A 17408-nucleotide genomic window follows, 5' to 3' on the forward strand; every position below is an offset into this window, starting at 1 on the left:
CGATGTGGCTCCTGCTCTCACCGGGGTTGTCCCTAGGATGAGCAGGTGAGCGAGAACCCGCAGCACGCCCCCGTACCGCCCGCCGTGACGCGAGCTCCGGGACCCGGCGGACCCGCATGGCCGACCGGCGGCTACGTCCAGTCCGTGCCGGGTGCTCCCCCGGTCTACCTGCCGCCATCGGTGACGCCGCCCGCGCCGACCACCTCGAAGGCTCTCGGTACGATCGCGGTGATCGTCGCGATCTGCGCCGTCGCGTTCTCCTCGGTGCTCAGCGCCACCACGAGCTTCGCCGCCGCGTCGGGAGCCGTCGCCCACGCAGGTCTGACATCGACCAGGCCGCTGGAGCATCTCTCCGACGATCAGACCCTCGCCCTGCTGAGTCCCGTGCGCGGGCTCGTGCTGTGGGCCGAGATCGGATTCTGGAGCGGAACCGTCCTCGGCATCTGGGCTCTGATCCAGGGGATCGTCGCCATCGCGAGCCGGCGGGGACGCGGGCAGGGCATCGGCGCCGTGATCGTCGCGGCGGCGGGCCCCATCGTCTATGCCGTCGCGGTCATGCTCGCCGTCCTTGCCGGCGTCGTCGCCGCGATCCCCACCTACTCCTGACGCTCCCCGACCACCGAACACCTCCCGACGAAGCCGCTCGCAGGCTCAGGCGCGCGGCGCGTGATGTTTCTGCTGGGCGGCGAGCAGTCCTTCCCCGACGAGCAGCTCGACCGCGTCGGCAGCCTCCGACACCAGCACCGGCAACGCGGCCCGCTCGGCCGAAGAGAACGGATCGAGCACCCAGTCCGCCGGATCCTGGCGTCCCGGAGGACGACCGATACCGACCCGCACGCGCGGGAAGTCGGGGGTACCCAGTGCTTTGGCGACATCGCGGATGCCGTTGTGGCCGCCATGTCCACCGCCGGTCTTGAGCTTGACGGTGTCGAACGGGATGTCGAGCTCGTCGTGGACGAGCACGACGCGGTCGGCGGGAACGTCATAGAAGCGCGCAAGCTGCGAAACCGGCCCGCCCGACACGTTCATGTACGAATTGGGGGTGGCGAGCACGAGCTTCGCCCCGCCCGGACGCAGCCAGCTCTCCGCGACGCGCGCGTTCGCCTTGTGCGCACGCAGCGTCTCGCCCCGCCGAGAGGCGAGCTCGGCGATCACCATCTGCCCCACGTTGTGACGGGTGCTCTCGTAGCGGACGCCGGGGTTTCCCAGCCCCACCACCAGCCATGTCTCGGCCATGCTCATGTCCTCACCGGTCGATCCACGACGAAGCCCGCCCCACCAGTATCGGCGGCGACGGGCTTCGTTCATGATGCGTCGATTACTCGGCAGCCTCTTCCGACTGCTCCTCGGCGACGGCCTCGTCGGCCGCCTCGATCTCGTCGACCTCGGCGATCGTCGCCGCCGGCACCGAGATCGCCACGATGAGCGTCTCGGCGTCGGTGACCAGCGCGGCGCCGCGCGGGAGCTTCAGGTCGGCCGCGGTGATGTGCGTGCCGTCCTCGAGGCCCTCGACGTCGACCTCGACGTTCTCGGGGATGTGCGTGGCCTCGACCTCGAGCGACACGGTCGCGTTGTCGAGGTTGGCGATGGTGCCCGCGAAGGGCTCGCCGACGACGACGACGGGAACGTCGACCTGGACCTTCTCACCCTTCTTCACGACGAGGAGGTCGATGTGCTCGATGATCTGGCGCACCGGGTCCTTCTGGACGTCCTTCACGAGGGTGAGCTGCTGCGCACCGGAGATCTCGAGCTCGAGGACGGCGTTGGCACGACGCACGAGCAGCGCGACCTGGTGGCCGGGCAGCGCGACGTGCACCGGGTCGGTGCCGTGGCCGTAGATGACGGCGGGGATCTTGCCTGCGGCGCGCAGACGGCGGGCGAAGCCCTTGCCGAAGTTCTCGCGAACCTCGGCGATGACCTTGGTGTCGGTCTCGGTCGACATGATGATTCTCCTTGCGGGCTTCTCGCCCTGGTCTGGGTCTGGGTCTCGACTCGAACGTGGTCACGTGAGGAGAGCCCGCCCGGACTGTCCGTCCGCGCCGCGTGGGCCCGCATCACCGCGTCGATCACGGATGCCGATACGCGAACACACGGCATCCCTCGCCGAGGGAGGACTCCACTCTACCAGCGACGCCGCTACGATGGAGACGGTGCCCGCACGGGTGCCCTCGCGCGGCCGAGGCCGCGCCCACCCGTCTCTCACTCCGGAGGAACCCATGGACTACGGCTGGATGTCGCACGCACTCCTGTGGATCATCGGACTGATGTCGGTGGGAGCGACCGTCGCCGTCGTCGGCGCCCTCTTCACGCTCGGGCGCTCGGGCTACCGCAAGGACTGATCCCGTCGCCCGCATCCGCGAGTGTCGTGGTTGTCAGCAGATCGGCGACCCGATCGACGACGATCTGCAGATCGGCCCCCGCGGCCACGCGGAATCCCGCCTCGTCCTGCGTGAGCGGCTCGCCGACACTCTCGCGGCCGACCAGCTCGACGAACACGACGTCGCGCACGCGCGCACGGACGGCATCACGCGCCGCGCGCGTGAGCGGTCCCGTGGTCACCACGACGGCCGCCGCCTCCGCGAGAACGAGGCGCAGCGCGTCCAACCAGATCTCGGCATCGGACGCTGCGGGCGTCGTCTCAGCGCGGCGGCGACGCCGGCGGGCGGGCGGGCGCAACTCGTCGCCGTCGATGTAGCGGGCGCGCAGTCGCGCGGCGAGCGCCGCTCCGGTGAGCTCGACCGCGGCATCCGACGACCCCATCAACACGACCCGCGCCATCTTCACCTCCGCTGCCGCGGGGACCGGCCACTGCGCCCCGCGATGCGAGCGTACCCCTCCTTCTCGTCGCCGCCCGTCTGCTTATCGGCGCTCGGCCTGATCCAGAGCGGCGCGCGCGCGGGCGGCGACCTCGATGATGCCCCCGATGTTCTCGACGGCGACCCCGTCCTCGTCGGCACCGAGATGCTCGAGCGTCGCCAACTGCGACTCCAAGAGGGCGACCGGCATGAAATGCTGGCGCGAGCGCATCCGGCGGTCGAGCTCTTCGCGCGACACGACGAGCTCGACGAAGCGGACATCGGGCGCGGCCTCGCGGATGCGATCGCGATAGCGACGGGCGAGAGCGGAACAGGCCATGACCAGCCCCGGTGAAGACGCCAGGCGCCGTCCGACGACGTCGAGCCAGGGCCGTCGGTCGTCATCGTCCAGCGGCACGCCCGACTCCATCTTGGCGACGTTCTGCACGGGGTGCAGGTCGTCGGCATCCACGAAGTCGACGCCGAAGTCGACGGCGAGCGCGGCCCCGACGGCGGTCTTGCCCGAGCCACTCGGGCCCATCACGACGATGCGCGGCGCACGGGAGGGCATGCTCACCGCCCCGCCTCTCGCGCGGACGCCATGGCCACGATCACCTTGGCACTGGATGCCGAGTCACGAGCGGTCTCGAACGCCGTGACGGCGTCGGCGGGCGCGAACTCGTGGGTGATGACGCTCTCCACCGCGGGCTGCGCGTCCAGGAGAGCGATCGCCTCCTCCATCTCGTCGAGGAAGCGGAAGGCGCCGGTGAGCGTCGCCTCCTTGGCGACCAAGGGGGCGAGGTTGATCGGACGGGGCTCGTTCGGCAGCATGCCGACCTGCACGACGACGCCGCGCCGACGCACCGCGGCCACGGCGGTGCTGACGGCGGCCGCCGCGCCCGAGCACTCCAGCACCACGTCGTAGGCCTCGCCGGGCACCTCATCGCTTCCCGCGCGCCACGTGCGATCGGCGCCGAGCGCAGCCGCGCGCTCCAACGCCTCGGGCAGCAGATCGCTGACGTCGACGACCGCAGCGCCGCGGGCCTGCGCGGCGACGACGGCGAGAAGCCCGATCGGACCGGCGCCGCACACCAGCACCCGCGCGCCGTCGATACTCCCGGAGCGACCGACGCCATGCAGGGCCACGGCCAGCGGCTCCGCCAGCGTCGCACGCCGCACCGACAGGGAGTCGGGCAGTACCCGCACCATCGCCGCGTCGACGACGAGGCGATCTGCCATCGCCCCCTGCGTATGCGGTGTCGTCGAGGCGCTCCCGAGGTACGAACCCCCGGGCCACAGGTGCGGCGCCTCGGCGATGGCGGGCACGCAGCTCCCGAAGCGCGCCGGGTGCACCGTGACGGGCGTGCCCGGCGCCCAGGTGCCGGAGGGATCGTCGTCGATCCAGCCGGCGAGTTCGTGCCCCGGGATGAGAGGCTCGGTGACCACGAACGCCCCGTTCGCGCCGTCGAAGTAGTAGTGCAGGTCAGAGCCGCAGATGCCGACGTAGCCGACTCGCAGGCGCACCTGTCCGGGGGCGCACGGCGGCACGTCGACCTGTCCGACCGCCACGTCCTGGCGCCCTCTGATCACGACCGCATCCATGGTTGCTCCTCTCGATCACACGACCGCGGTCATGCCGCCGTCGACGAACAGGTTCTGTCCGCTCACGAAGTCGCTCGCCGCCGAGGCGAGGAAGGTCAGGGGGCCGCGCAGCTCCCCGACCCGCCCCCACCGACCAGCCGGGGTGCGCTGGGCGACCCAGGCGGTGAAGTCCTCGTCGGCGACGAGGGCAGCGTTCATCTCGGTGGCGAAGTAGCCGGGCGAGAGCGTGTTGACCTGGATGCCGTGGCGCGCCAGATCGGCAGCCATGCCCCGCGACAGCTGCGCGATGCCGCCCTTGCTCGCCGAGTAGGGGGCGATCGTCTGCCGCGCGAGCGCGGACTGCACCGACGCGATGTTGATGATCTTCCCCGAGCGGCGTGCGATCATCCCCGGCACGACGAAGCGCGACACGTAGAACGCGCTGGACAGGTTGGTGGCGATCACCTGGTCCCAGTCCGCGACCGAGAACTCGGCGAACGGCGCTCGACGCTGGATGCCGGCGTTGTTGACGAGGATGTCGGGAACGCCCACGCGCGCGACGAGCTCGGCGATCGCGGCCTCGACGGCCGCGGCATCCGTCACATCGAAGACGACGGTCTCGACGCGCGCGCTCGTCCGATCGGCCAGCAGGGCGGCGCTGTCGGCGACACCCTCCCGGCTGCGCCCATGGACGATCACGCGCGCGCCCGCATCGACCAGGCCCGCCGCCAGGCTCTGTCCGAGCCCCCGCGAAGATCCGGTGACGAGGGCGGTACGCCCGCTGAGGTCGAACAGATCAGACAAGGGACACCGCCCCGAAGATGATGAGCACGAAGGCGAAGCCGACGACCGACTCGAGGGCCTGCTGAACCGTCCACGTCTTCAGCGTGGTCTTCACGTCCATGCCCATGAGGCGACCGACCAGCCAGAAGCCGGAGTCGTTGACATGCCCGGCGAACACGGAGCCGGCGGCGGTGGCGAGAACGACGCACGCCACCTGCAGGGGGCTGAAGCCGGCTGCGAGCACCGCGGGCGAGACCAAGCCCGCCGCCGTGACCAGGGCCACCGTGGCCGAGCCCTGTGCGACGCGCAGGACGACCGCGATGAGGTAGGCGGCGAAGATCACCGGAATGCCGATCGAGGACAGCGAGTCCGAGAGCGCCGAGCCGATGCCCGACGCCCGCAGCACGCCGCCGAACATGCCACCGGCGCCCGTGATGAGCACGACGGAGCAGATCGGCCCGAGGGCGGAGTCGACGATCTTCTCCAGCGCCGTGCCGTGCACGCCGCGTCGGGTGCCCAGCACGAACAGGGCGACGAGCACGGAGATGAGCAGGGCGATCTGACTGGTGCCGATCAGGCGCAGCGCCTGCACCCAGACGAGCGCGCCGTCCACGGCCCCGGCGGACACGAGCGCGGACATGCCCGTGTTGAGCAGGATCAGCACGAGCGGGATCGCGAGCACCCCGATGACGGTGCCGGCCTTGGGCGGGTTGGTGGGCTCGACGTCGCGGCCGCCGAAGAGGTCGACGATCGCAAGCGGGATGCGCTTGTCGGTGAACGTCGCCCACAGGTAGCCGGTGAGGTACCACGTCGGCAGCGCGACGACGATACCGATGAGGAGGACGAGCCCGAGATTGGCCCCGTACGTCTCGCTGGCCGTGATGGGCCCGGGGTGCGGCGGCACGAAGACGTGCATGACCGAGAACGCGGCGGCGGCACTGATGCCGTACAGGAGCATGTGCTTGCCGCCGATGCGTCGTCCGACGGCGAAGATCACCGGGAGCATCACGATGAGTCCCGCGTCGAAGAACATCGGGAATCCCATGATGAGCGAGGCCACACCGAGTGCGAATGCGGCCCGCTTCTCACCGAAGACGGACACCATCTTCTCCGCGAGCACGCGTGCACCGCCGGAGGTCTCCACCAGAGCTCCCAGCATCGCGCCCAATCCGACCAGCAGGGCGACGGCGCCGACAGTGCCGCTGAAGCTGTCGATGAGGACTTTGCCGACTCCGTCGATCGGAATGCCAGTCGCCAGCGCCGTGAGGAGCGAAACGAGCACGAGCACGAGGAACGCGTGCATGCGCGCCCAGATGATGAGGATGAGGATGAGCGCGATGGCGCCTGCTGCGATGAGCAGCAGCGGGACGGCGCCGAGCGTCTGCGTCCAATCTTGCATGGGGGCTTCTCCGATGAATCGTCCATGCGCCGGGGTCGTTCCCGGCAGCGGGACCACCGTTTCACAAAAGTACTACTTATCGCAAGCGAATAGTCGTACTTTTCTCGCGCGTACCCCGCGGGAGGCGCCGCCTCCCGGTAGCGTGTCCCATGACAGAAGGACGCCGATGCCCACCACCGCCCCGACCGCGTCGCACGCGCACATCGTCGAGACCCTCGGCCGCCGGATCGCCGGCGGCACGCTCGCCCCCGGGTCGGGGATGACCGTCGCCGATCTCGAGGAGGAGTTCTCCGCCTCTCGCACCGTCGTCCGCGAAGCGGTGCGCGTGCTCGAAGCCCACGGCCTGCTGCGTTCCCGGCGCCGTGTGGGACTCGTGGTGCGACCGCGCGAGGAATGGGACAGTCTCGACGCCACCGTCATCGAGTGGACTCTGGACGGCCCCCGGCGCAACGACGTCCTCCGGGAGCTGACCGAGCTGCGCGCCGCCGTGGAGCCGATCGCCGCCCGTCTCGCGGCCGAGCGCGCCGACGACACCGAACGCGAGCTGCTCCTCGCGCATGCGACCCGCCTCAACGAGCTCGGCGCGCAGGGGTTCGGCGACACCGAGGAGTATCTCGAAGCCGACATCGCCTACCACTCGCTTCTCCTGCGCGCCGGCGGCAATCCGCTGTTCGGCAAGCTCAGCGAACCGATCGCCGAGATCCTGCGGGGCCGAGCGGTGCGCGGCCTCACGCCGAGCCTGCCGCGGGTGGGCACGCTGGAGGCCCACGTGGCCACCGCGCAGGCGATCGTGGAGCGCGACGGCGCGGGCGCCGAGGCCTCGGCACGCGAGCACCTGACGCTCGTGTCCGGCGAAGTCGCCCACCTCTGAGGCGCGGGCAGCATCATCAGGATGTGGGCGTGGTCAGCCTCACATCACCGACGATCACGTCGACGCGGTGACCCGGCTCGATCGGAGCGGCGCTGAACGGCGCTCCGGTCATGACGACGTCGCCCGGGCCGAGCGTCGTCCACGACGCGACGTAGGCCAGACACTCGCGAATGGAGACGGGAAGGGCCCCGGCATCCGTCTGCGCCACGACCGCACCGTCGATCTCGAGGCGCAGGGCGACGTGGTCGATGTCGGCCCGCGTATCGATCCACGGCCCGAGCGGCGTGTAGCCGACCCCCGACTTCGATTCGAAGTTGCGGACGTCGATCGCCGCTCGATCGGGACTGGAGAGATCGTTGACCGCGGTCACGCCGCGCACGAACCGGTCGGCCGTCGCCGCCGTCAGAGCCGTGCAGTCGCGACCGATCACGACGGCGATCTCCCCCTCGGCCACGCTCCGGCCGGCATCGCGGCGCAACCGCACGCAGCGCCCCGACGGGACGATCGTGCGCGGGCTCTTCAACCAGGCTTGAACGGGAGTCGGATGACGCGGCCCGTTCTGTGCGATGCCGATGAGCACGACAGGCGCCACCGGGGCGATCAGCTCGGCGTCGGGACGCGGGCCGGCGATGTCGTGCCCACCACACGCGATGTCGTCGCCGTCATCGGGCAACGAGACCGGCACCGGCCCGTCGGGGCTCCACCGCACGTCCACAGCCATCCCGTCGACGAGCGCCCGCCCGATCAGCACGACAGCGCTCCGCCTTCGTCGGCGCGCATCACCAGCGCACCGTCCGGATGGTCACCGTGGTCGACGACACGCCCTCGCCGGCCTCGTCGCGCGACACCTTCACCGCGTCGTCGGTGCGTGTGAGGTCGCGCCGGAGGGTCTCGGGCACGAGGAACGTCGAGGCCGTCGTGATCAGGGCGAGGGTCGCCATGTAGATACCCAGCAGCACCCAGTTGCCGCCGCTCACCGCGATCAGATACGCGCCCAGCACACCGGCAAGCCCGCCGGCGAGCACCGCCGACAGCTCGCGGGCCATGGCGACCCCGAGGTAGCGGTGCCGGTTGCCGAACATCTCCGGCAGCAGGGCGCACTGCGGACCGAGCATGACGTTGACTCCGAATCCGATGCCGATCGCGATGACCGCGATCGCGATCGCGTGGTTGCCGAGCGTCAGCAGCCACCACGCGGGGAACGAGTACACCAGCAGGAACAGCGCGCCCATCCGGTAGACCGTGCGACGCCCCCAGCGATCCGACAGAGCACCCGACAGGGGCACCGTGAAGATTCCCAGCAGCGAGCCGAGGGTGACGCCCCACGTGAGCAGGCTCTTGTCGGCGCCGGATCCGGCAACGGCGACGAAGAAGGTCAGCGCGAGCGTGTTCAGCATGTAAGAGCCGCCGTTCTCGGCCATGCGCAGACCGATGCCGACGATGACACCCGGCAGTCCATGACCGAAAATCTCGCGGACCGGTCGATCACTGATCTGCTCGTGCTTCTCGAGTTCCACGAACGTCGGCGTCTCGCGCAGGCGCATGCGGATGAACAGCGCGACCAGGATGAGGGCGAACGAGCACAGGAACGGCACGCGCCAGCCCCACGAGAGCAGCTGATCCTCCGGCAGGAGCGTGATCAGGCTGAAGACCACCGCGGCCAGGAGCGTGCCCGCCTGGATGCCGATGAAGGGCAGCGCGGAGAAGAAGCCGCGCCGCCGCACGGGGGCGTACTCCGCCATCAACACGGTGGCACCGGCCTGCTCGGCTCCGGCGCCGAAGCCCTGCAGCAGGCGCATGAGCACCAGCAGCGCCGGTGCCCACAGTCCGATCTGCGCGTACGTGGGCAGCAGTCCGATCGCGGTGGAGGCGCCGCCCATGAGCAGGATGGTGATGACGAGCACCCACTTGCGCCCGAGACGGTCACCGAGCACCCCGAAGAACAGGCCGCCGAAGGGACGGGCCACGAATCCGACGCCGAACGTGGCGAAGGCGGCGACCGTCGCCATGGCCGGATCGTCCTGGGAGAAGAACAGCACGTTGAAGATGAGCGCCGTGGACAGTCCGTACAGCGCGAAATCGAAGTACTCCAAAGCACTGCCGATGCTGGAGGCGAGGGTTGCCCGACGCAGGTTCGCCGCGTATTCGGGGTCGTCCGAGGTGGTGTCCACCGGGGGTCGAAGGTCTGTCACTGCCATCTCCTTTGATCGGCACGGCACGGCCGCGTGTGCGATCACAGTATCAACCCAGTGGACGATGTTCAATATGTTGGATTCACGCGCCGGTGGGGTGAGGGTCCGACGCACGCGGTTGCGGCGCTCAGTCGCGGCGGGCGGCCGCGCTGAAGGGATTCGTGAGCTGTCGCGCGGCCTCGTTGAGTGCCGCCGCCACGGCCGCGATCCGCCGCTGGTCGGCTTCGGCCGCGGGCAGCCCCACGCCCAGGGCCAGCTGCGGATCGCCGGGCGCCCAGCCCTCCAACGGCACGGCCACCCCGACGATTCCGGGCAGCGACTCCTCGGCATCCAGAGCCCAGCCGCGCTCGCGCACGTCGGCGAGACGCTGCAGCAGCCCCGCGAGATCGCGCGCCGCCGCATCGGCGACCGACGGAAAGACGGCGTCGGCGCCCACGAGTTCGGTCACCTCGGCATCCGAGAGCGTGGACAGCATCGCCCGCCCCGTCGCACTCAACGCCGCCGGAAGGCGGGAGCCGAGCGGCGTGCCGATGCGCACCGCACGCGACCCCTCGTGCCGGGCGATGTAGAGCGCATCGGCCCCGTCGAGGATCGCGACCTGCACGAGCTCGCCCGCGAGGATCGGCGACGCATCGCACACGCCGTAGAACTCGCGCACCTGGTTGAACTGCGCGGCGAAGGCTCCCCCGAGCTCTGCCGTCCGCAGGCCGAGGCGATACCCCTGCGCACCCCGCTCGATCATGCGAGCCGCCTCCAGCGCCAGGCACAGGTTCGCGGTCGAGGACTTGGCCAGACCCAGCGCCGCCGCGATCTCGGTCAGCGTGAGCGGCCGCCTCGCCTCCGCGAGGAGTTCGAGCAGCCGGATGCCGCGAGTGACGGCGGGAGCGGGGTCGCGTGTAGCACGGTCGTCGAGGTCGTCGGTCATGATCCTCCTTCACGACGCACGCCGCCGTGCGCCGATGTCAGTAGAACTCGACCGTATCGACAACAGCGTGCAACGCGGCGCCATCGAGCAGTCGCGTCGCGTCGGCGGCGAACCGCCGCGCGATCCGCTCTTCCTCCCGACTGTCCAGGGCCGCCGTGTGCGGACTCACCAGGACGCGGGGATGCGACCACAGCGGCGAGTCCTGCGCGAGCGGCTCCACCTCGAAGACATCCAGCGCGGCGAAGGAGACGGTGCCGTCGTCGAGAGCCCGCAGCAGTGCCGCCTCGTCGATGACGCTGCCGCGTCCGACGCTGGCGAGGATCAGGCCCGGACGCGCCCTCGACAGGAGGGCGGCGTCGATGAGATGGTGGGTCTGCGTCGTGCCCGGCAGCGTCACCACGACGGCATCCACCTGAGAGATCGCCGACGCGAGCTCCTCGAGAGGCACGAGGCGGTCCACGGCCTCGACCGGTTCCCCCGAACGCGTCGTGCCCCACACCGTCGCGCCGAGAGCGGCGAAGCGCCGCGCACAGGCCGACCCGATGCCGCCGAGCCCGACGATCAGCACGGTCATCTCGTCGAGCTGGCGCATCTGCCATCGCAGGGGCCACGTGCGCGAGTCCTGGTCGGCGCGCAGACGCGGCAGGTCCTTTGCACCGGCGAGCACGCCGAACACCGCGAACTCGGCGAGCGCTCCCCCGTGGACGCCGGCGGTGGTCGAGAAGACGATGCGCCGCAGCGCCTCGGGCGCAAGCGCCGCTTCCCGCACCTGCGCGCCGCCTCCGGCTGCCGTGGTCATGACCCACCGCAGCCGCGGATTGGCCGCGACCGTGCGTGCGAGCGCCGCCGGGTCGACATCCGGAATGCCGAAGAGGGCGTCTGCCGAGTCGACGAGGTCGTCGAAGCGGCGCTGCTCGGCGGGCGTGCGCCGGAACGCGGGGTCGCCCGACCAGTCGGCCGGGCCACGCATCGGGGGAACGAGGTCGGGCTCGCGGACCATCTCGACGCGCGGTTCGAGCTGCTCGATCAGCCGACAGAGCTCCTCCCGCAGCGGTACGGCGGCGACGGCGCGCAGTGTGCGGACGGCGTGATCCGACATTCGTTTCCCTTCATCGGGTGGACGTGGTCGGCGGCCACTCTATCGCAGGTTCATTTTACTGAACACTGTCCATCCTGTTGGACTTTGTTTACAGTGTCGTCATGACATCGCCTCTTGCGGCCGAGGACGTCCGCCTCGGAATGATCGGCACCGGCGCCATGGGCACGCCGATGGCTCACCATCTCATCCGCGCCCGCGGGCGTCTCGCGATCTGGTCGCGGATGCCGCGGCCCGATCTCGTCGAGCTCGGCGCGAGTCCCGTGGACACCCCCGGCGAACTGGCTGCGCACAGCGACGCCGTGCTCGTCATGCTCCCCGACCTCCCCGACCTCGAGAGGATCCTCGACGGCGATGACGGCCTGCTCGCCGGCGCCGAGGACCTGCTCCTGCTGATCGGGTCGACCTCGTCACCCACGGGCGTGCGCGCGATGGCCGAACGACTCGGCCGGCAGAGCAGCGGTCGCGTGCGGGTCGTGGACTGCCCGGTTTCGGGGGGCGTCGACGGGGCGAGCGCGGGCACGCTGTCGATCATGCTTGGCGGAGCGGATGCCGACGCCGCGCTGGCCGCGCAAATCCTCTCCCCCTGCGGCACTGCCGTCCACCTCGGCCCGCTCGGTGCCGGAGAGGTGGCGAAGGCCTGCAATCAGCTCGTCGTGGCCGCGACCATCGTCGCCCTCGGGGAGGCCACCGAACTGGCCGCACGCTCGGGCTCGACCTCGACGCGCTGTGGTCGCTGCTGGCGGGCGGCTATGCGGGCTCGAACCTGCTGTCCAGCCGGAAGGACCGCCTCGTCGCCGGTGACGACAGCCCGTCGGGAGCCGCCGCCTACATGGTGAAGGATCTGGGCTTCGCCGCCGACGTCGCGGCATCCACACACACCACGACCGCCCTGCTGCCCGCGTTGCGCGCGGTCTTCGACGAGATCCTCACTGCGGGTCTCGGCGACCGTGACATCTCGGTCACACGGCGACTGACGGCGCGGCGTCATCCGACGCCCGCCACACCCGGGGCGGACTACGCTGAGAACGGAATCCCCGACCGACCCTGAGGAGTTCGACGTGCCCGAACAGACCGCTGCCGAGACCACAACGCCCGTGTCGCCCACGGCCAACATCGGAGTCGTCGGACTCGCGGTGATGGGCTCGAACCTGGCCCGCAATCTGGCGTCGCGCGAGGGCAACACCGTCGCGGTGTACAACCGTTCGCGCTCGAAGACCGACGAGCTCGTCGCGGAGCACCCCGAGGCCGGCTTCGTCCCCGCCTTCTCCTACGAGGAGTTCGCCGCCAGCCTGCAGAAGCCGCGCACGGCACTCATCATGGTCAAGGCCGGCGGCCCCACCGACGCCGTCATCGATGAGCTCATGAAGGTCTTCGAGCCCGGCGACATCATCATCGACGGCGGAAACGCGCTGTTCACCGACACCATCCGTCGCGAGAAGGCCGTGCGAGAGCGCGGCTTCAATTTCGTGGGCATGGGTGTCTCCGGCGGTGAGGAGGGCGCGCTCCTCGGCCCGTCGCTCATGCCCGGCGGCCCCGACGAGGCCTGGGTCACGCTCGGTCCCATCCTGCGCTCGATCGCGGCGGTCGCCGAAGGCGAGCCCTGCGTCACCCACATCGGACACGACGGTGCCGGCCACTTCGTGAAGATGGTGCACAACGGCATCGAGTACGCCGACATGCAGCTGATCGCGGAGGCTTACGACCTCATCCGTCGCGCCACGGGCGCGTCGCCCGCCGAGATCGCCGATGTCTTCGCCGAGTGGAACACGGGCGAGCTGGAGAGCTATCTGATCGAGATCACCGCCGAGGTGCTGCGCCAGGTCGACGCCGAGACCGGCACGCCGCTGGTCGATGTCATCCTCGACCAGGCCGGCGCGAAGGGCACCGGAGGGTGGACCGTGCAGACCGCGATCGACCTGGGAGTTCCCGTCTCGGGCATCGCCGAGGCCGTTTTCGCCCGATCGCTGTCGAGCCACCCCGAACAGCGTTCCATCTCCGGCGCACTGCCGGGTCCCGACGACTCGACCGGCGAGCACCTCACCGGCGCCGACGCGGACGCCTTCATCGAGCAGGTGCGGCTGGCCCTCTACGCGTCGAAGATCGTCGCGTACTCGCAGGGATTCGACGAGATCCGCGCCGGCGCCGCGCACTACGACTGGTCGATCGACCTCGGCGCGGTCAGCAAGATCTGGCGCGCCGGCTGCATCATCCGCGCCCAGTTCCTCAACCGGATCGCCGACGCTTACGAAGCCGAGCCGGACCTTGCCGTTCTGCTGACGGCGCCGTACTTCGTCGACGCGCTGACGCGCGCACAGGACGCGTGGCGCAACATCGTCGCGCTGGCTGCCGCCGCCGGCATCCCCGCTCCCGCCTTCTCGTCGTCGCTGGCGTACTACGACGGACTGCGCGCGCGGCGCCTGCCCGCCGCCCTGATCCAGGGCCAGCGCGACTTCTTCGGTGCGCACACCTACAAGCGCATCGACAAGGACGGCACCTTCCACACGCTGTGGTCGGGCGACCGCACCGAGGTCGAGGCCGAAGACACCCACTGACCGCCGGCGGCGCGGCTGAGCAGGGGCGTTTCGGCGCGCTCTGCTCAGCCGCGAGTCGAAAGGCCTAGATCCAGTCCTTCTTCTTGAAGACCAGATACAGCCCCGTGCTGACAGCCGCCATGAGCGCGATGGCGAAGGGGTACCCCCACGGCCATGACAGTTCGGGCATGTCGTGGAAGTTCATGCCGTAGATGCCGGCAACGAGCGTCGGCGCGAAGCCGATGGCGGCCCAGGACGAGATCTTCTTGACCTGATCGTTCTGCTCGATGCTCGTGCGCGTCATCTCGCTCATCTGGTCGTTGCGTCGCTGGTCGACGATCGTCGCGTCGATCGTCAGCGCATTGTCGAGGGTTTCGCGAAACGCCGCCACTCGCGCATCGATGTAGCGGGCACGATCGGCGATCTCCCGGTATCCGGGGGCCTCGCCACTCGGCATCCGTGTACTCACGTAGTGCTCCAGGCGGTCCATCATCGCCGGCAGCGGAGCCGTCGCATGGCGCAGATCGATGACTTCGCGCTGCGGCGCGAAGATGCGACGGGAGACGCCCTCGTCTTCGGCGAAGAGCTGCTCCTCGATCTCGTCGATGTCGTGCTCGATCTCGTCCATGACGGACCGGTACCCGCGCGTGACGTACTCGAACGTTCCCCAGAGCACGCCCAGGGGCCCTCGAGCCGCGATGTCGGGATGCTCGTCGAGCAGCGCCCGGAGCCGATCGATGTCGACCGCGCCGCCGCCGGAGATGACGACGAAGAAGTCGGGGCCGACGAAGAGGTCGACTTCGCGGCACTGCACCGTCTCGGTCGGCTCGTCGTACTGGGAGGGCTGGACGACGACGAACAGGTGATCGCCGAAGCGCTCGAGCTTCGACCGCTGATGAGTGCGCAGCGCCGTCGCGACGCCGAGCCGTTCCAGCTGCAGCACGTCGGCGAGCGCACTCACCTCGTCAGCACTCGGGGCACTCAGGCCGACCCAGAGCATCCCGCCCCGGCGTCGCGCCTCGGCGAGCGCATCGGCCGGAGCGGCGTCGGTGGGGTGAGCGATGCCGCCGTCGTAGACGACGCACTGGGGTTGAGCCATGACAGCAACCCTAGGCCCGCCGGGCGGCCCCGCTCCTCATCGCTCTCATGCCGTGATGTCGGTGACGGTGCCCTTATCGAGCCGCAGCCGGCGACGGGCGCGGCGCGCGACGGCCGAGTCGTGGGTGACGACGACGAGGGTCAGCCCCTCGGCGGAGAGACGTTCGAGCACCACGAGGATCTCGTCGCGCATCGACTCATCCAGATTCCCCGTCGGCTCATCCGCCAGCAGCACGCGCGGGCGCTGGGCGATGGCCCGCGCGATCGCCACCCGCTGCTGCTGCCCGCCGGAGAGCTCCCCCGGACGGTGGCTGCCGCGATCGGAGAGGCCGACGTGCGCGAGGGCCTCCTCGACACGGGTGTGACGGTCGGCACTGTCCAGACGCAGCGGTTCCAACCCCATGGCGACGTTCTCCGCCGCGGTGAGCGTGGGAATGAGCTTGAAGGCCTGGAACACGAAGCCGATCTCGTGCGCGCGCACCTTCTGCAGGTCCGTCGCGGATGCCGCCGCGAGGTCGGTGTCGCCGAGTAGCACCGTTCCGCTGGTCGGGACGTCGAGCGCACCGAGCATCTGAAGCAGGGTCGACTTGCCCCCACCCGTGGGACCCTGGATCGTCGCGAACTCTCCTGCCTCGATCTGCAGGTCGACCCCCGTCAAGGCCTTCACCTCCCTGCCCTTCTGACGGTAGGTCTTCGTCACGGACGTCAAGCGATAGGCCGCTCCCGCCGCGGTCGGCGCAGGGGTAGCGATGGTGTCATCGATCACGGTCATGTCGGTCATTCCTTCGAGATGGTGGATGTCGGTGGGGGGCCGGGGCGCTCACGAGACCGCCCGTAATGCTTCCGCGGGACTGAGACGGGCGGCACGCCAGCCACCGAACACGCCGGCGATCAGACCGCCGAGGACGGCGAGCACGAGAGCGAGCCCGACGATCCAGAGCGACAGCGGCGCGTGCAGGGCGATCTCGGTTGTCGTCTGCGCCAGCTGACCGCCGAACCCGCTTCCCCCGCCGCGACCCCCCCCCCGCCCGGACCTCGGCCGGCGGTCGCGCCCGCCGAGGCCGACACCGTGGGGGCGATGATGTTGATGATCAGCGCGCCGATGAGGCCGAGCGCCACGCCGATGACACCGCCGATGAGGGCCTGGACCACGGACTCCCCCGCCACCTGGCCGACCACACGCGCGTTGGACCACCCGATGGCCTTCAGCGTGCCCAGCTCACGGGTGCGTCGGGAGATACCCGAGATCGTGAACAGAACCGCGAGAGCGACGGCCACCACGAGGACGATGATCGACAGCCACGTGCCCAGGTTCGTGATCAGCGAGCTCGCGCTGGCGAGCGAACCCGAGACGGTCGAGGCAAGGTCCGACTGCGAGCTGACGGTCGCCGTGGGGAGGGCGGCCGTGAGCGCGGACTGGATCGCGGCGATGCGATCGCTCGAGCCGGCCTGCACGTACACCGTGGAGACGACGTCGCCCGCGCCGGAGAGCTTCTGTGCGACATCGAGCGGAATGTAGACGTTGGCGGCGGTGTCGGCGGACGAGGACGCGGACGCGACGATCCCGACGATCTGGAACGGCGTCCCCGCCACATCGATGGTGCCGCCCACGGCGAGAGAGGCACTGGCCGCGTAGGTCGCGTCGACCACGGCGACATCCGTACCCGCGTCAGAAGAGGTGAGCGCGCGTCCGCCGCTGACGGTGGCAGCCGTCAACGTCCCCGCGGCGGTGGCGCCGGGGTCGACGCCGAGCACGCTGAAGGAATCCACGCCGAAGGAGTCCCCTGGAATCCCCCGCCACCGCCCTCGCCGCCCTGACCGCGACTGCCCTCGCCCGCTTGCGGCGCGGTCTGCGCGCCGCCCTCAGCGGTGCCGGACTGGCGCTGCGTCGCGCACGCCCGCGGACAGCGCGTTGACCATGATGACCAGCGCGACCGCGACGGCCAGGCCGATCGCCACGATCGTGGTCTGCTTCTTGCGGTCGGACAGCTCACGGCGCAGATACGTCCAATACCGCGATCGAAGGGCGACTGAGGACGTGGCTATGAGCCACTCGGCAGAGCCTGCCGCAATCCACAGCGGGCTCATAGCGCGGCGCATAGGTTCTTCACAGCACCGACAGCACAATGGAGCC

20 protein-coding genes are annotated in these 17408 nt (G+C 70.2%); 5 read left to right on the forward strand and 15 right to left on the reverse strand.

Features of this window, described 5'->3' with window-relative positions:
• The first annotated feature begins 45 nt into the window (after positions 1-45).
• Complete coding sequence (locus JOE53_RS08325) at positions 46-606, forward strand: hypothetical protein (protein WP_204947387.1); 561 nt, start codon at positions 46-48, stop codon at positions 604-606.
• A gap of 45 nt (positions 607-651) precedes the next feature.
• Here JOE53_RS08325 and pth read toward each other — a convergent pair whose 3' ends face one another.
• The 7 genes from pth to JOE53_RS08360 form a co-directional block, all read right to left on the reverse strand.
• Positions 652-1236 (reverse strand): aminoacyl-tRNA hydrolase, encoded by a 585-nt coding sequence (gene pth / locus JOE53_RS08330; protein WP_204947388.1) that lies wholly within the window; start codon positions 1234-1236, stop codon positions 652-654.
• 82 nt (positions 1237-1318) lie between these two features.
• On the reverse strand, positions 1319-1942 hold the full coding sequence (locus JOE53_RS08335) for a 50S ribosomal protein L25/general stress protein Ctc (protein ID WP_036315218.1): 624 nt from the start codon (positions 1940-1942) through the stop codon (positions 1319-1321).
• Between the two features lie 362 nt (positions 1943-2304).
• Complete coding sequence (locus JOE53_RS08340) at positions 2305-2778, reverse strand: shikimate kinase (RefSeq protein ID WP_233449518.1); 474 nt, start codon at positions 2776-2778, stop codon at positions 2305-2307.
• 81 nt (positions 2779-2859) lie between these two features.
• Positions 2860-3366, reverse strand: a complete 507-nt coding sequence (locus JOE53_RS08345; RefSeq protein WP_204948203.1) for a gluconokinase — start codon at positions 3364-3366, stop codon at positions 2860-2862.
• 2 nt (positions 3367-3368) lie between these two features.
• On the reverse strand, positions 3369-4397 hold the full coding sequence (locus JOE53_RS08350; RefSeq protein ID WP_204947389.1) for a zinc-binding dehydrogenase: 1029 nt from the start codon (positions 4395-4397) through the stop codon (positions 3369-3371).
• Between the two features lie 15 nt (positions 4398-4412).
• Positions 4413-5180 (reverse strand): SDR family oxidoreductase, encoded by a 768-nt coding sequence (locus JOE53_RS08355; RefSeq protein ID WP_204947390.1) that lies wholly within the window; start codon positions 5178-5180, stop codon positions 4413-4415.
• Positions 5173-6558 carry a GntP family permease gene (locus JOE53_RS08360; RefSeq protein ID WP_204947391.1) on the reverse strand — a complete coding sequence of 462 codons (1386 nt, stop codon included), beginning with the start codon at positions 6556-6558 and terminating at the stop codon, positions 5173-5175. Before JOE53_RS08360 ends, JOE53_RS08355 begins: the two co-directional genes overlap by 8 nt.
• A 166-nt stretch (positions 6559-6724) precedes the next feature.
• Here JOE53_RS08360 and JOE53_RS08365 point away from each other — a divergent pair, with 166 nt between their 5' ends.
• A complete protein-coding gene (locus JOE53_RS08365; protein ID WP_204947392.1) occupies positions 6725-7429 on the forward strand; it encodes a FadR/GntR family transcriptional regulator in 705 nt (234 codons plus the stop codon).
• A 16-nt stretch (positions 7430-7445) separates the two neighbouring features.
• Here JOE53_RS08365 and JOE53_RS08370 read toward each other — a convergent pair whose 3' ends face one another.
• The 4 genes from JOE53_RS08370 to JOE53_RS08385 all read right to left on the reverse strand — a co-directional run bounded on the left by JOE53_RS08370 (position 7446) and on the right by JOE53_RS08385 (position 11645).
• Positions 7446-8180 (reverse strand): fumarylacetoacetate hydrolase family protein, encoded by a 735-nt coding sequence (locus tag JOE53_RS08370; protein WP_204947393.1) that lies wholly within the window; start codon positions 8178-8180, stop codon positions 7446-7448.
• A 28-nt stretch (positions 8181-8208) separates the two neighbouring features.
• Positions 8209-9627 (reverse strand): MFS transporter, encoded by a 1419-nt coding sequence (locus JOE53_RS08375; protein ID WP_204947394.1) that lies wholly within the window; start codon positions 9625-9627, stop codon positions 8209-8211.
• A gap of 121 nt (positions 9628-9748) precedes the next feature.
• Positions 9749-10546 (reverse strand): IclR family transcriptional regulator, encoded by a 798-nt coding sequence (locus tag JOE53_RS08380; protein WP_204947395.1) that lies wholly within the window; start codon positions 10544-10546, stop codon positions 9749-9751.
• Between the two features lie 37 nt (positions 10547-10583).
• Entirely contained in the window at positions 10584-11645 is a 1062-nt protein-coding gene (locus JOE53_RS08385) for a D-2-hydroxyacid dehydrogenase (protein WP_204947396.1), read from the reverse strand.
• Positions 11646-11746: 101 nt separating this feature from the next.
• On the opposite strand from JOE53_RS08385, the gene JOE53_RS08390 reads away from it, so the two are divergent.
• Genes JOE53_RS08390 through gndA form a run of 3 tightly spaced genes read left to right on the forward strand, consistent with a single transcriptional unit; the run spans position 11747 to position 14197 of the window.
• Positions 11747-12481 carry an NAD(P)-dependent oxidoreductase gene (locus JOE53_RS08390; protein WP_233449519.1) on the forward strand — a complete coding sequence of 245 codons (735 nt, stop codon included), beginning with the start codon at positions 11747-11749 and terminating at the stop codon, positions 12479-12481.
• A complete protein-coding gene (locus JOE53_RS14730) occupies positions 12382-12693 on the forward strand; it encodes an NAD-binding protein (RefSeq protein WP_233449931.1) in 312 nt (103 codons plus the stop codon). The genes JOE53_RS08390 and JOE53_RS14730 overlap by 100 nt, the downstream gene beginning before the upstream one ends.
• A 10-nt stretch (positions 12694-12703) precedes the next feature.
• Positions 12704-14197, forward strand: a complete 1494-nt coding sequence (gene gndA / locus JOE53_RS08395; RefSeq protein ID WP_204947397.1) for an NADP-dependent phosphogluconate dehydrogenase — start codon at positions 12704-12706, stop codon at positions 14195-14197.
• Positions 14198-14261: 64 nt separating this feature from the next.
• Here the strand turns inward: gndA and JOE53_RS08400 are convergent, their stop codons facing one another.
• The 4 genes from JOE53_RS08400 to JOE53_RS14735 form a co-directional block, all read right to left on the reverse strand.
• Positions 14262-15275, reverse strand: coding sequence for a magnesium and cobalt transport protein CorA (locus tag JOE53_RS08400; RefSeq protein WP_204947398.1), 1014 nt, complete (start codon positions 15273-15275; stop codon positions 14262-14264).
• 45 nt (positions 15276-15320) lie between these two features.
• Complete coding sequence (locus tag JOE53_RS08405; RefSeq protein WP_204947399.1) at positions 15321-16046, reverse strand: ABC transporter ATP-binding protein; 726 nt, start codon at positions 16044-16046, stop codon at positions 15321-15323.
• Between the two features lie 119 nt (positions 16047-16165).
• A complete protein-coding gene (locus tag JOE53_RS08410; RefSeq protein WP_271171039.1) occupies positions 16166-17044 on the reverse strand; it encodes an ABC transporter permease in 879 nt (292 codons plus the stop codon).
• A 93-nt stretch (positions 17045-17137) separates the two neighbouring features.
• Positions 17138-17362, reverse strand: a complete 225-nt coding sequence (locus JOE53_RS14735; protein ID WP_233449520.1) for a hypothetical protein — start codon at positions 17360-17362, stop codon at positions 17138-17140.
• Positions 17363-17408: the final 46 nt, after the last annotated feature.

It is taken from the genome of Microbacterium laevaniformans, from assembly GCF_016907555.1.
GTDB classification, from domain to species: Bacteria; Actinomycetota; Actinomycetes; order Actinomycetales; family Microbacteriaceae; genus Microbacterium; species Microbacterium laevaniformans.

Excerpts from the sequence above, each read along its gene's own strand:
- pth (WP_204947388.1), bottom strand. The coding sequence starts at position 1,236 with ATGGCCGAGACATGGCTGGTGGTGGGGCTGGGAAACCCCGGCGTCCGC.
- JOE53_RS08335 (WP_036315218.1), bottom strand. The coding sequence starts at position 1,942 with ATGTCGACCGAGACCGACACCAAGGTCATCGCCGAGGTTCGCGAGAAC.
- JOE53_RS08340 (WP_233449518.1), bottom strand. The coding sequence starts at position 2,778 with ATGGCGCGGGTCGTGTTGATGGGGTCGTCGGATGCCGCGGTCGAGCTC.
- JOE53_RS08345 (WP_204948203.1), bottom strand. The coding sequence starts at position 3,366 with ATGCCCTCCCGTGCGCCGCGCATCGTCGTGATGGGCCCGAGTGGCTCG.
- JOE53_RS08350 (WP_204947389.1), bottom strand. The coding sequence starts at position 4,397 with ATGGATGCGGTCGTGATCAGAGGGCGCCAGGACGTGGCGGTCGGACAG.
- JOE53_RS08360 (WP_204947391.1), bottom strand. The coding sequence starts at position 6,558 with ATGCAAGATTGGACGCAGACGCTCGGCGCCGTCCCGCTGCTGCTCATC.
- JOE53_RS08365 (WP_204947392.1), top strand. The coding sequence starts at position 6,725 with ATGCCCACCACCGCCCCGACCGCGTCGCACGCGCACATCGTCGAGACC.
- JOE53_RS08375 (WP_204947394.1), bottom strand. The coding sequence starts at position 9,627 with ATGGCAGTGACAGACCTTCGACCCCCGGTGGACACCACCTCGGACGAC.
- JOE53_RS08380 (WP_204947395.1), bottom strand. The coding sequence starts at position 10,546 with ATGACCGACGACCTCGACGACCGTGCTACACGCGACCCCGCTCCCGCC.
- JOE53_RS08385 (WP_204947396.1), bottom strand. The coding sequence starts at position 11,645 with ATGTCGGATCACGCCGTCCGCACACTGCGCGCCGTCGCCGCCGTACCG.
- JOE53_RS08390 (WP_233449519.1), top strand. The coding sequence starts at position 11,747 with ATGACATCGCCTCTTGCGGCCGAGGACGTCCGCCTCGGAATGATCGGC.
- JOE53_RS08400 (WP_204947398.1), bottom strand. The coding sequence starts at position 15,275 with ATGGCTCAACCCCAGTGCGTCGTCTACGACGGCGGCATCGCTCACCCC.
- JOE53_RS08405 (WP_204947399.1), bottom strand. The coding sequence starts at position 16,046 with ATGACCGTGATCGATGACACCATCGCTACCCCTGCGCCGACCGCGGCG.
- JOE53_RS14735 (WP_233449520.1), bottom strand. The coding sequence starts at position 17,362 with ATGAGCCCGCTGTGGATTGCGGCAGGCTCTGCCGAGTGGCTCATAGCC.